The 13,791-nt window shown below is 38.8% G+C and carries 9 protein-coding genes; 3 read left to right on the top strand and 6 right to left on the bottom strand.

Annotation, left to right across the window (positions count from 1 at the left end; genetic code table 11):
* The first annotated feature begins 35 nt into the window (after nucleotides 1-35).
* On the top strand, nucleotides 36-1,097 hold the full coding sequence (locus HXT30_RS02170; protein WP_115761654.1) for a YeiH family protein: 1,062 nt from the start codon (nucleotides 36-38) through the stop codon (nucleotides 1,095-1,097).
* 143 nt (nucleotides 1,098-1,240) lie between these two features.
* Here the strand turns inward: HXT30_RS02170 and HXT30_RS02165 are convergent, their stop codons facing one another.
* From HXT30_RS02165 to HXT30_RS02150, 4 genes are all read right to left on the bottom strand, one after another.
* Nucleotides 1,241-2,047 (bottom strand): L,D-transpeptidase, encoded by an 807-nt coding sequence (locus HXT30_RS02165; protein WP_162861512.1) that lies wholly within the window; start codon nucleotides 2,045-2,047, stop codon nucleotides 1,241-1,243.
* A 114-nt stretch (nucleotides 2,048-2,161) separates the two neighbouring features.
* Complete coding sequence (gene ychF / locus HXT30_RS02160) at nucleotides 2,162-3,250, bottom strand: redox-regulated ATPase YchF (protein ID WP_004132823.1); 1,089 nt, start codon at nucleotides 3,248-3,250, stop codon at nucleotides 2,162-2,164.
* A gap of 56 nt (nucleotides 3,251-3,306) precedes the next feature.
* Entirely contained in the window at nucleotides 3,307-4,110 is an 804-nt protein-coding gene (gene proC, locus HXT30_RS02155) for a pyrroline-5-carboxylate reductase (RefSeq protein WP_115794234.1), read from the bottom strand.
* Between the two features lie 168 nt (nucleotides 4,111-4,278).
* Entirely contained in the window at nucleotides 4,279-5,658 is a 1,380-nt protein-coding gene (locus HXT30_RS02150) for an alpha/beta fold hydrolase (protein ID WP_422111741.1), read from the bottom strand.
* Nucleotides 5,659-5,787: 129 nt separating this feature from the next.
* Here HXT30_RS02150 and HXT30_RS02145 point away from each other — a divergent pair, with 129 nt between their 5' ends.
* Together HXT30_RS02145 and HXT30_RS02140 are read left to right on the top strand one after the other, a co-directional pair.
* Entirely contained in the window at nucleotides 5,788-8,328 is a 2,541-nt protein-coding gene (locus HXT30_RS02145) for a histidine kinase (RefSeq protein ID WP_422111740.1), read from the top strand.
* An 18-nt stretch (nucleotides 8,329-8,346) separates the two neighbouring features.
* Nucleotides 8,347-9,066, top strand: coding sequence for a response regulator (locus HXT30_RS02140; RefSeq protein WP_422111820.1), 720 nt, complete (start codon nucleotides 8,347-8,349; stop codon nucleotides 9,064-9,066).
* 217 nt (nucleotides 9,067-9,283) lie between these two features.
* On the opposite strand, the gene HXT30_RS02135 is transcribed toward HXT30_RS02140, so the two are convergent.
* Complete coding sequence (locus HXT30_RS02135; RefSeq protein ID WP_422111739.1) at nucleotides 9,284-10,708, bottom strand: conjugal transfer protein; 1,425 nt, start codon at nucleotides 10,706-10,708, stop codon at nucleotides 9,284-9,286.
* A 372-nt stretch (nucleotides 10,709-11,080) separates the two neighbouring features.
* Nucleotides 11,081-13,774 carry an ABC transporter permease gene (locus HXT30_RS02130; RefSeq protein WP_422111738.1) on the bottom strand — a complete coding sequence of 898 codons (2,694 nt, stop codon included), beginning with the start codon at nucleotides 13,772-13,774 and terminating at the stop codon, nucleotides 11,081-11,083.
* Between the last annotated feature and the right edge of the window lie 17 nt (nucleotides 13,775-13,791).

Genomic DNA, 13,791 nt, shown 5'->3' with positions numbered 1-13,791 from the left:
CGTTTTTGTCCGATTATGAGAGAATAATTGGCTAAATGGTTAATTTCTTTGATACATGGAAAAAGAAAATCTGCACAACAAACATGGCTCTTATAGCTGTGCTTACACTTCTAGCTTCCTTAATCGGCAGCTGGCTCAAGCAGTTCCCAGGCCTAAGCCTTTTGGGAGCTCTTATTATTGCGTTGCTTATTGGTATGGCTCTGCAGCTGCCTTTGCACGTATACAAGTTGAACAATGATTCTAGACGAGCAGGCGTTAAATCATCTGCTGGCCTAATCGCAAATAAGCTACTTCGACTTGGCATTATTTTGCTTGGTTTTAAGCTAAATTTGCACGTTCTATTTACTCAAGGATTAAAGTGCTTGCCAATCGCAGCTGTACTCGTTGCTGTTATGGTTTGCGTTACATATAATATTGCAAAACTTCTTAAAGTAAGCCCTCAACTTGCAATGCTAACCGCAGGAGGCACAAGCATTTGCGGAGCTGCAGCTGTTATGGGACTTTCGGGATCTATGCCAGTGCTTCCACAAGAAGAGGACGAAAAAGAACAAAACGAAGTTATGGCTGTTGCAACAGTTGCAATAATGGGCACAATCTACGCTTTGGCAGAAATCTTTATTCTTCCTCATTTTGGAATGACTAAACAGCAACTTGGAATTGCATCTGGCGCATCGCTTCACGAAATCGCACACGCTGTTGCAGCGGGCGGAGCTTTTGGAAGCATTGACGTTGCAACAATCATGAAGCTTACACGAGTTCTTATGCTTGTTCCTACATCAATCTTTATTGCAATTTGGTGGAATGCTCGCCACAGCCAAGTAGAAGATAACGGAAAGCGCAAAATCAACTTCCCATGGTTTATGCTTGGATTTATTGCAGCATCCGTTATTGGTACGTACGTGCCTTTTGTTTCGTCTTACGCATCACTCCTTGTAGATGCAGGATACGTCTTCCTTGGAATGGCTATGGCTGCTCTTGGAATCAACGTAAACTTTAGAGTTATATTTAAGCAAGGAAAAGCAGCATTCTTAGCAAGCTTCCTGGCATCTATACTTCTAACAGCATTGGCCTGTGCAGCTAGCGTTTTGTTCTTCTAATAAACAAGAGAAGATAAAACAAACGCAGCTAAAGCAAACGCAATTAAAGCGCAAACAAAAAAATCAGGGGATTGAATTTTGAAATCTCCTGATTTTTTTATATTTCTTACTTACGTAAATGCTTCACATAACTCTAAAACAGATTATTCAATATGCACTGCTGTTCCGTCTGGAATATTCGCATAGAACCAATTAGCATCTGGAACACTTAGTCGCACACATCCGTGCGATGCAGGGGACCCAAGTTTTTGCGCTTCTTCTACAATATAATCGCCAAAATTAGCACGGGTTGGAACAGAGTGGAACAAATACTTTGCTCCTATAAAACCGACCCAATAGTCTCCACCCATTCCTTCTGTTCTATTGTAAAAGTGATATCCCCTACGACCTATTCTAAAATCGCCTTTAGGCGTGGAGTTATTCATTCCAGAGCTAACAATCATTGTATAAACAAGATTATTATTCGCATAAATATAAACACGTTGTTTTTTAAGGTCTACATTTATTTGCAAATGATTTGCATCTAGTCCAGAAAGATTTGGATATTGACCGCCTGTAGAAATCTTCCATAAGTTAGAAAAATCAATTGCATTCGCATTTTGATTTTGAGCATTAGACTTATCATTATGCTCTAATGGCGTCTTTTTTGCTTTCGACTTTGCGCCAAAATTATCGCCTTTTTTACTTTTTACATTACTTAAAGCGGAATCAAGCTTGTTTGACTTAAAATATTGTGCTTTAAGATTTACAAAAATACGCTTATTTGCTTCTTGAACAACATGCGATACTTGGAATCCAACAAAACTAAAGAAGACCAAAACAATTAGAAAAGCGAGCGCACGCTTGTAGAAAATTTTGCGATTTTTTGGAGATTTTAAGCTAATAACATATTTCACTAATCGCGCAATAAGCGACTTTAACATGCTTTTGAAAGCATAAAATATATTCATACAATCTCCATAAGTAAACAAAATAAAAGGCGCTACTTCGATACTACACTATAGTGCCTAAGCAGCGCCAAATTACACGTTATTTGATTATTTATATGATTATTGTCTAACTAATCACACATTAAACTTAAATTCAACAATGTCTCCGTCTTGCATAACGTAATCGCGGCCTTCAAGACGAAGCTTTCCTTCTTCCTTGATTTTTGCCATAGAGCCTTGAGCTTCAACAAAATCATTGTAAGAAACAACTTCTGCTTTAATAAATCCACGCTCAAAATCAGTGTGAATAACGCCTGCAGCTTGCGGAGCAGTCCAACCTTTATGAATTTGCCATGCGTGAACTTCTTTAACGCCAGCCGTCAAATAGGTTTGAAGCCCTAAAATATCAAAGCCAACGCGCGCAAGCTGATCCAATCCAGATTCTTGTAATCCTGCATCTGCAAGCATTTCTCGAGCATCTTCTTCATCAAGCTCAGTAAGCTCCGACTCAAATTGCGCGTTAAGGAAAATCGCCTTTGCAGGAGCTACAGATGCTGCTAGCTTAGACTTCAAAGAATCATCCGAAAGCTCCGAATCGTCAACATTAAACACATAAATAAAAGGCTTAGCGGTAAGCAAGTGCAAATCGTAAACGTCGTCTTTATTAATCAACTTCTCGTTATGAGCCTGATCAATCGTCTTTCCAGATTCAAGAATTTCTTTAGCCTTGTTCACTGCGCCAACGTATTCTTGAGTAACTTTTTTGCCACGCAAATCTTTCTCTAACTTTGGCAAAGCATTCTCGATTGTTTGCAAATCTGCAAGAATAAGCTCCGTGTTGATTGTGTCAATATCGTCTGCAGGATCCACCTTGCCATTAACGTGCACAATATCATCATCGTTAAATGCACGAACGACTTCGCAAATGGCATCCGCCTCGCGAATATTAGCAAGGAACTTGTTTCCCAAGCCTTCGCCTTCGCTAGCACCCTTAACGATTCCTGCAATATCAACAAATGTAACGGTTGCTGGAACGATTTTCTCGGTTTTAACAAGCTTTGCTAAAACAGGCAAACGTTTGTCTGGCAAAGGCACAATACCAGTATTTGGCTCGATTGTTGCAAACGGATAATTTTCCGCTAAAACGTTATTTCGTGTTAGCGCATTAAACATAGTTGATTTACCAACGTTAGGCAAACCTACGATTCCAATTGTTAAAGACATATTACCTACTTTAGACCAGCTAGCGGAAGTGACTACACTACTATACTCGTACTGTTTTATTTTTGTTGAATTGCGTCCACCGCGCTAATAACATCTCCCCTAAAACCACACGATTCTAGCTTTGCAACACCTCGAATCGTAGTGCCACCAGGAGAGCATACTGCGTCTTTCATAGCGCCTGGGTGAACACGCGTATCCATATACAACGCGCCTACTCCCTCAATCATCTTTGCAGCCAAACGATATGCGCAATCTCGCTTTAGACCATACTTTACGCCAGCATCTGCTAAAGCTTCCATGTACATAGCAGTAAAAGCTGGAGCGCAGCTAGAAACACACATTGCAATATTCATGTGCTCGCTATCTACTCGCTCGACTAAAGAAATCGGATTAAAAATAGCATTAAAAGCTTCTAGTTGACTATCCGTTAGTGTATTTTCGCTTTCTGCTAGAGTGACTCCTTGGCAAACTGCGATTGGCGTATTTGGAATAATGCATTGCACATTAGCATCTTTGCCAAGTAGATTCTGGTAACGCTTAAGAGTCCAGCCTGCTGCAACGGAAATAATTGCGATTTTTCTTTCTACAATAGTTTTTGCAATAGGTTGCAAAACTTCTTCTATTTGATTTGGTTTTACAGCCAAAATTAAAACATTGCTAGAATCGCAAACTTCACACGCACTTTTTAACGCTTTTACGCCAAATTTGCTTGCATTATTAACAAGTTTTTCAAAGTGCGCCGCGCATGCAACCATATCTCTACCTTGTAAAACATTAGCGCGAATCAAACCTTGAGCAATTGCTTGAGCCATGTTTCCAAAACCAATAAATCCAACGGTTCCAATTGAGTTAGAACTCATTAACAAATCCCCTTAATATCTAAACACTAAAACGAACACTAAATAAACACTAACTTTTTATTAAGCATCTAATCATTTGTATATATAACTTGTATATCTAATCATTTGTTAGGTACTTTAATCAAAGTTACTTACCGCTTATATTACTTATCACTTATATCACTTATATCACTTATAAATAGACTCCAAATCTCCACGATTCTTTGCCTCTTCTAGCAAATGACGGAACACAAAGTCGCCATGAACACCATCGTGCTCAAACTCGTTTGTTGTCCAATAATGGGAGTTTGCAATACGCGAAAGCGTATCTAACTGAAGACCAGAATCAACGTACATGTCGTCGAAGTAAACCGCTGCTTGCAAAGGAACTTCGTTATTTGCAAGCTGATCTAAATCGTAAATCTTGCCAAACTGCTTGTCGCTCATTAAGCAGTCAACTGCTGGCAAGAATGGTTGCAAAGCTTTTTCTTGATCAAACATCCAAGGAAACATAGCTTCGCCCGTAAAAAGAAGCGGACGTGCGCTACCAGAAAACTCTGGCATTGTTTCCCTAACCTGCTGAGCCGCCCACAAAATCGGGTGCTCTAATTCACCATCAGCATAAATAAATTCTTGCAGCGGCCAATATAGCGGACTAGAAGATGTTGCATCCATAACACCGTAAAGAAACTCATCGCTTAAATAGCCGTCTGCTGTTCCACCGCCATGCTTAAATGCCTTAAGAGATCCATCTCCATCCGAAAATGCGGAGTCAATCAACCAATGAACTCTTTCAAAACTTGGCTTCATGCCAAAAGATGATCCAAGAGTTTGGAATCGCTCAACGGTTAGCTTTTCGCCATTAGGTAAGAAAACATCTCCTTGAGAAATCCTATCTGCAATAGCAGCAGCGCGCGCAACATCTTGCGGGTAGCGCTCATAGAATTGCTCAGTTTTACGCGCCATACGAGGAAAAGTATGCTCATAGACTTCACGCGCATTTGCAGGAACATGAGGAATGCCGCCCGTTGTAAAGCTTGCAAGTAAGCCCTGTGGGAAAAGAGACAAATACGTAAGCGTTAAGAATCCACCATAGCTTTGACCCAAAGAAACCCACGGCTTTGCATTAAACTCAGTTAAGCGCAAATGCTCAAAATCGCGAATAATAGAATCTGCTAAGAATCGCTTTAAGTACCATGCTTGCCGCTCTACGCTCACGCCGTCGTCTGCCATGCGCTTAATCGTAGAAGCATCTACCCTAGAAGAGCGCCCAACACCACGCTGGTCTGGAAGAACAACACGAAAATGCTTAATTGCCTCTTGAATCCAACCATCGCTAGACGGCGAAAGCGGACGAGGGCACTGGCCGCCTGGACCTCCTTGCAAAAACACTAGCAAAGGCAAATCGTCATGCACATGTTCTGGAGCACAAATAACTCTGCAAAATAGGCGAATCGTCTCCCCTTTAATAGAATCGCCTGGAGTGTTTTGCTCCCAATCTAAAGGAACATCGATTGCGCGCTCTTCTACATACAATCCTGGTACGTAATACTTTGCTAGCAGTGCCATTGTAAACATTCCTTTCTGCACTCGCATGCTACATTGCAACAACAAATCACATACGCAAACTCGCACTCTTATATAAATCATACTAAAGTTCGATTGTTCTATAAAGTGCCGTGTACTAGCCTAGTAATTATGAAAATATCTCACACGTTTAACAGAGCTATACAACGCTTACGCACTGAGCTTACGCTAAACGATATATTGTGGGGCATTATTCCGCTTATTCTTTTTATGCTTTCAAGCAATCGGTATACTATAAGCAATGTTGACGGATTCTTGACGCAAAGTTCGCTAATTACAGCCTATCTTATAAATATTGTTGTTGCATCATTACTTTCACTACGAAAACTATGGCCCGAACACACAGCTGTTATTTTTATTGTTGCATGCATTGTGCAAGTAATATTTGGTCCAGCTCAACTTTTTGCTGATTTCTTTGGTTTTGTGCTGCTTGTTAATGCTATTGCTCGCGGAAATCCAGAGCATTCAAAAGCTTTTGTTATTGCAGCTTACGTAACAACAGTATTATCTTGCGCAGCAATATCGTGGAATATTGTAATGGGGCCAATATATGGCATCAATCATTTAAAAGCTAGTTATTCTTGTAGCGTAAAAAATATAAATAGTAGTAACATTAAAAACTGCGTTTCAATTATACTTGATTTTGCAATTCCTAATATAATTTTTGCGATTATTATTACTACAATTACGGTTATTATTGGCTACTGGCAGCGCACTCACGTACACACTATTCAACTTTTACAAGAGAACAATAACGCTATTCGCGCGTACCGAAAGAAAGCTCAGCATATTGCTATTACTGCAGAGCGTGCAAGAATCGCTAGGGATATGCACGATATTGTTGCTCACACGCTTTCTATTATTATTGTTCAAGCAGATGGTGGTCGTTATGCAGCAACCAAAGATATTTCGCTTGCTAAAAAAACAATGCATATTATTAAAAACGAAGCAGAGCGCGCCGTTCACGACATGCGTCGACTGCTAGAAGCTTTAACAGACGCTCCATCCGCTCAATTGGATTTTAATCACATACCTTCGCTTATTGAGCAAGCAAAAATTGCATCTCCTAATAACATTTTTTGGCACACTGTTGATGGCATAAATTCTTCTAATAAACTCAACAAAGATGCACAAACCGTTGCATACCGCGTTGTTCAAGAATCTCTTACTAATATTCGAAAGCACGCAGGAAACGGCATTAAAATAAACATTCACGAACAGTGGAACGAACAAGGCTTAACGCTAAAAATCACAAATGAGATACGCAAAATCGAAGCAAATCAGGCGCAAAATAGCAGTGCAACACATAAAAACGGTTATGGTTTGATTGGCATGGAAGAGCGCATTGAAAATCTTCACGGCACACTTGATTATGGAAAACTAAACGATGGAACGTTTAGTATTGTTGCTTTTATTCCATATTCCTACAGCGCAGACCAGTCAAACACTACTGCTTCTGCACTAAATAGTATTCCTAATGTTAGTTATAAAAACGTAAAAGTTAATAATCCATTATCAACGCAAGAAAAACCAGCAAATACAAGCGATAAAACCTCATCAAAAGTTTTGCCAGAAGCAAATAATTCACAAAATAGGATTGAAAAAGTATCACAATGGTTTGAACAACATTGGCTTATTGGCGATGTTATTTATGCATCGCCTTGGACTGTTCTAATGCTTTTTATACCAACTTACGATTTTACTGTTGGAACTGGAATGACTTCTGGGTATTCAAGCTCGCTTTCATTACAAATACTTTATAGAATACTTACGCTTACTACTATGATTCCATTTATGTTTCGTAGAAAAGCTCCAACAACATGCGCAATTGTTGCAGCAGCATTTTCTGCAATACAACTTATATGCTTGCCTAATATTTTATTTGCTAATTTCTTTATACCAACCATTGTTTATGCGGCTGTGCTCTATGGCAAAAAGCACGCATGGCAATGGGTTAGCGCAGTAGTGCTCGCCGAATCTGCTATTTTTGCTGTAAAAATTGGTGTTGCATCAAAAAATATTCCACAAAATGAAACTCCAATACGATTTTTTGCATCTAATGCGTACACAACCAATTTTTATGACATTATGCAAATGGCGTCCGTAGGATTAGTTTTTGGTTTTATAGTTGCATTAATTTGTTTTACTGCCATTGCATTTGCTTATTACCGCAGAAACGATGATAATAATTTGCTGATTCTAAAAACACGCAGAACAGAACTCGAGCAAGAGCAAAAACAGCTAGAAGTACTTGCAGCAAATGCCGAAAGGCAGCGCATTAGCGCAAATATTCAGCAAAAAGTTGCAGTTACATTGCATAAAGTAATTGATGCTGCAAACAGTGGAATCGATATGCTAAATAAATACGAAAAATCAAATAGCAATTCAGAAAACCTAAAGTCAACAAAACTAAAGCAAGAACAAGAACTAGAGCAAGAGCAAATTGAAGCAATTAGTAAAGCTTTTAAAAACATTGGAGATGAAGGTCGCTCAGCACTTAGGTACATGCGAAAACTACTCGGAATTTTGCGAGAAACAGGTTCAAGTGTTAATTCATCAAATAATGGTGCAAATGTAACTGAGATTGCGGTTCGTCCCGCTCCTTCGCTTGATGAACAAATTCAACACAGACTTGCCAACAAGCACGAATAAATTGATAGTATGGAAAACATGGAAAATATGGAAAACAATGGAGTAATTCGAGTCGCAATCGCAGACGATCAAGAGCTTGTGCGCGCAGGATTTGCTATGGTAATCAACTCGCAAAAAGATATGCAAGTTGTTGCGCAAGCAGCGAATGGAAATGAAATTGTAGAAGTTGCGTCAAAAGAGCATCCAGACGTTATTTTGATGGACGTGCGCATGCCTAAAATGGACGGTTTGGAAGCTACGCGCAAAATCTTGCAAGAAGATGCTAGTAGCAATACGCGCATTATTATTTTAACGACTTTTGATTTAGACGAATATGTTATGGCTGCGATTCATACGGGCGCATCGGGATTTTTGCTTAAAGATACAGAGCCAGAAACATTGCTTAATTCAATACGAACTGTGTATCAAGGAAACGCAATTATTGCTCCAACTGCTACAAAGCGTTTGATTGAGTCAATGATCTCTAAGCCTAACGATGAAGAAAAAGCAAAAGAAGAGATTGCGACTAAAAACGAGCAAAACGCAAACGCTTACAATTCTTGCTTAAACGACTTAACAGATCGCGAGCGCGAAGTTCTTGTAGAGATTGCTCACGGACTATCCAACCAAGAGATTGCTAATAAACTGTTTATTAGCTTGCCAACAGTCAAAACGCATGTTGCTCATATTTTAGGAAAAATCAACGCAAGAGACAGAGTCCAAGCTGTTGTGTTTGCTTACGAAAATGGTCTTGTTTAATCATTTTTATAAAAATAATGCGAATGTTCTTATAGACAATAAATCTTTTATATAAAAATAATGCGGCTACAAATTAATCAATTCTTAATTGAACAATCAAATTGCAACCGCATTTTAATTTTATTTATATTATTTGTGCTATTTATATTCGCAGTGCTTTTATATGCGCATTAAAACATTTTGACTATCTGTATTTGATTATGCACAATCCTAAGTTTTATTTAGAAAAACGAATTTTGCCACCGCGACTCATATAAATACCTGCAGCTGCAGAACCGCCGATTGCCATTGTGCCTACAACAGCGCCAGCAACTACAAGATTATTGTTGTTCGATGGCGCTTTTGCGTTATTGCTTTTAGCTTCAGATAACTTATCGGCTTCTTCAACAGCTTTGGAATCTTCTTTTACATCTTCATTTTCTGTATTTTCGTCTTTTTTATCTTCTTCATTATTTTTAGCATCGACTTTTTCGCTACTAGAAGCGTTATTTGCTTCTGCTTCTGCTGGCTTAGATGCTGGCTTAGATGCTGGCTGCGCAGCAGATGGTGCAGCAGAAACAGCAGGTGCATTTTGTGAGTTTTCAACAGAAGCTGCATGAGTTTCCTTGGATGCAGCATTCTGTGGAATAACTTGTGACTCAGCAGCTGGAGTTTCATGTTCTACAGAGGATTCTTCTGGATGTGATGCTACAGATGAAGAAGGAGCCGATTCAGCTTCAACACTATTAGCTTTAGATTTCTTAGATTCTAATGATTCTACTTGCGAAGATCTATATTCAGAAGATGCAAATTTATTACCTGAAGACCGCGAATCAACTTTAGAATCCTTCGGCTGAGTCTGCACAGAATCTTTTTCTTGTGCAGCTCTTTCTTCAGTAACTTTAGTCTCTGGAGATTTTGCTTCTGGAATGGACTTCTCAACTTCTTCCTTCGACTTAGCAGAGTCATTTGGTGCATCAACTGTAGTATCTGACTCTGTACGTGGAGCTGGTGCAGAAGAATCCGGCTTCATTGTTTCTTCTTGAACCTTATTTTCTTCTGAATCAAGTTCATCAATATTTACACCAAGTAATTTTAGTTGTTCATTTACACTTGAAATTTGACCTTCTGTATTTTTAACATATCGACCATATTCTTCTTTTTTCTTCTCTTCGACTTTTAATTTCTCAGTATCTTCTTTAAGAGTTCTTTCTATGGTCCTACGCTGAAGGTCAAGCTTTTCTTTTTCTTGAATTAGTCTATTAAACTTTTGTACAGACTCATAATCATCTTTTCCGTCTAAAGCATCTATTTCTTTATCTATTTCATCTATTTGTGTTGTTCGTTGACCTGATTCTTCTATTGCATTATTTACTAATTCTTTAAGCTTGTTATACTCAGATTCTGCTTTCTTTAAATCTTCATTATTCTTTTTAAGATTTTCTTTATACTGTTTACGACTAGCAAGTAAATCTTCCTTCGTAGCAGGAGGTTGACTGGAACCACCAAAATCTAATTGTCCAAGTGGCTTGAAATCAGAATCAGATGCTTGTGTTACTTCACTACTTACAGCATCTTGCGCCCACGCTGGCATTGGGCTTTGCATTAATAACAACACGATTCCTGCAATTACTGCGGCAGATTTTTTATTGACCGTTACCATATTCTTCTACTCCTTGCTCGTAGCGGCCTCCATATTTAATTTATGCTTATGTCAGCAGTCGAATCAAAATAGTAACAGAGAAATAAATAAGTTTTCAACGCACAATATTCGAAAAATTTTTCACTTAAGTTGTTATAACAAATATTTAATACTTAATTTTTTCGATTTTCCCGATAAAATTATAAATAGATACTAATAATATTTAAATAATTGTATTTTATGCATAAAATCTATCTATTTTTTTAATATATATCACATTATTTTTTGCGCGTGTCGCACATTATGCAGAAAAAAATAATGCTGATGCATGATTACACCAGCATTATTTCTGTTTTTACAACTATTTTAATATATGTTATAACAACATGTGTTTTAGTCTTCTGCGAGCGCAACTACTGGCGAAGACTTTACTGCTCTACGAGCTGGAAGCACGCTGGAAAGAAGCGCTGCAAGTAAAGCGATTAGAGCAAGAACCGCGTAAATAGTCCAATCAATTACAAACGGAACTTTGCCAATTGCGCTAAATACCATATAAGATCCAATCCAACCAAACGCTGTTCCAACAATCAAGCCAGAAACAGTGCTTGTTAGGGAAATCAACGTTGCTTCCAACGCAAGAGATCTTCTAACCTGTCCTCTTGTCATGCCGATTGCGCGCAAAGTTGCAGATTCTTTAGTGCGCTCAATAACAGACAAGCTTAATGTGTTTGCAACGCCTATTAAAGCAATCACAACAGCTACTGCTATTAAGCCAACAAGCAACATCATCATTATGTCGATAGCACTCTCCCACTGCGCTCGTTGGAACACGCTTCCACCAGCCATAACCTCCGCATAGCTAGATGTAATATTTCTAATATTCTTAACAATATCTACAAGATTAGCTTTGCTAGAGTCTACCGAAATAAGCAAAATATGCGTTGTAGGCTTAAGGTAGTTATTGAAGTAAGATTTGCTAACAAAAGCAGTATTCCTTGAATATATATTAACATTTCTATACTTCTTAAACTGAACTTGCTTTACAGTAATGCTCTTATCGTTATTACTCGAGTCTGTATTCATTCCAGTAAATGGCGTAATACTATCTACACTATCTTCACTAGAACTGTACTTTTCTACATAAGCTTGCAAATCAAGGTTTCCTTTTTTAAGCTCAAAAGGCTCTCCACCTTCATTATTAAACTTAGGCAAAAGCACAGAATCCCTGTTTATATTAACGCCATCAAGATCAGTGTGCATTACATTTCTAAGTTGATCTGTATTATCAACTCCAGCTGCCATAGCGTACTCAGTTTTACCCTTAGCATTCTTAAAAGTCATAGGAACTGCAGGAAGCAACTCAGTATGCTTTATTCCACTAATCTTTGAAATGTCGGCAGCTAAAGATTCATCAACATTCTTGCCTTGAATAATAATGTCAACACTGTAATGGTCATCAACAACACCTTTAAGAGTTGCTTTACCGCAGATTGCGCCCGTTACTACTGTAGAAACAAGCGTTACGCCAATAAGCAAAGCTGTTCCAGTTGCTGCAACTCTTCTAGGATTTCTTTGCACGTTTGCATTAGCAACTTTAGAAGCTGGCCCACAAAGTGCCATGATTGCTCCAGTTGCCTTCATAGCAAACGGCATCCAGAATGTTGCTGTAATAATAATGCCAATAAAAACAAGCGCACAACCAAACATTGCTCCAAGCAAAGTCATCCAAGAGTCAGAACCAGCAGTGGGAGACTTCCTCGCAATCATGCTTGCTAAAGAAGTAGCACTTAAAGCCGCAGCTAAAATACCTACAACAATAAACAGAACGCCAAAAACAGCGCGAATAATGCTTGCACGCTTATCTTTAATCAAATCCATTGGTCGCAGCGCTTCCATAGGCGTTACTTTTGTAGCAGATCGAGCAGCACTCATAGATGCAAGAACTGTTACAATCGTGCCAATTGCTATTGGCCACACAACCGCTGGAAGCGAAACAATCAAAGGAATCTTAGATAACGGTCCAGAATTAATATTCACGTTACTAATTGCGCCCATAAATCCTATTGCGCAAAGCACGCCAACAGCCGCAGAAATAACTCCAAGTATTGCAGCTTCAAGCAAAACTGCTGCATAAAGCTGGTGCGATTGTGCACCGATTACGCGCAAAAGTGCAAGAGTGCGTCTGCGTTGAGCAACCAAAACTTGGAATGTGTTTGCTATAACAAGCGAAGAAATAAGCAACGCTAGAATACCAAAAGATAGCAAGAACATGGTTACAAAATTGGTACCGTTAGACACATTTCGAACAGCTCTTACGCCAACTTCATGCCTAGACATAAGAGAGAATCTCGAAGGAAGCAAAGAGTTAATCTTAGGAGATAAATCGTTTATTTTAGATTCATCAATACTCATGTACACTTTGCTTTGCACAACTTCATTGTCAAAATTCTTAAGATTGTTGAGTTTTGCACAAAAATCATTCGTTACGCCACCAAGATACGTGCCGCGATTTGAAAATGGTATTTGAGAATGCTCTCCATCATCAACAAGACCAACCACACGAACATCGTACGATTTTTCTTTATCTCCGCCAGTGTCATCTACTTTAACCAAAGTTATAGTATCGCCAACGTTTGCATGTATTGATTTAGCAATACTTTTAATAAGCGTGATTTCGCCTATTTTTTGCGGATCTCTACCTTCTGTTGATTTATACACAGGAAGATTTCCATACAAACCATTAGACCAAGCGATACTCGTAGCTGATTTATCACCTTTTTCCACTCTTACAAGAGCAGTCGCATCGTCACTACGAATACCGTTAACACCAGGCATCTTCGATATTTCGTCTAAATGAAGGTCTTTATAATGAATCTCACTACTCGGGGAACTGTTAGGATTCCTAAATGATATTGCATAATTTGCGCTACCGAATTCATCTGTTGCATTGCGAACCATCAAGTCATCAACGCTGTTTGCAAAAAGCAAAGTAGCGCTCATAAACATGCTGCCTATAAGAATTGCAATTCCAGAGGCGATTAGCATGCGCATGCTTTTACGCATAAGTTTTAGTGCGATTTTCCACATTCTAACTTCACCACCTT

Source organism: Gardnerella sp. DNF00571G (assembly GCF_049262695.1).
Taxonomy (GTDB): domain Bacteria; phylum Actinomycetota; class Actinomycetes; order Actinomycetales; family Bifidobacteriaceae; genus Bifidobacterium; species Bifidobacterium piotii.
The sequence above is the reverse complement of the archived record's forward strand: the minus strand, read 5'-3'. Positions and strand labels throughout refer to the sequence as shown.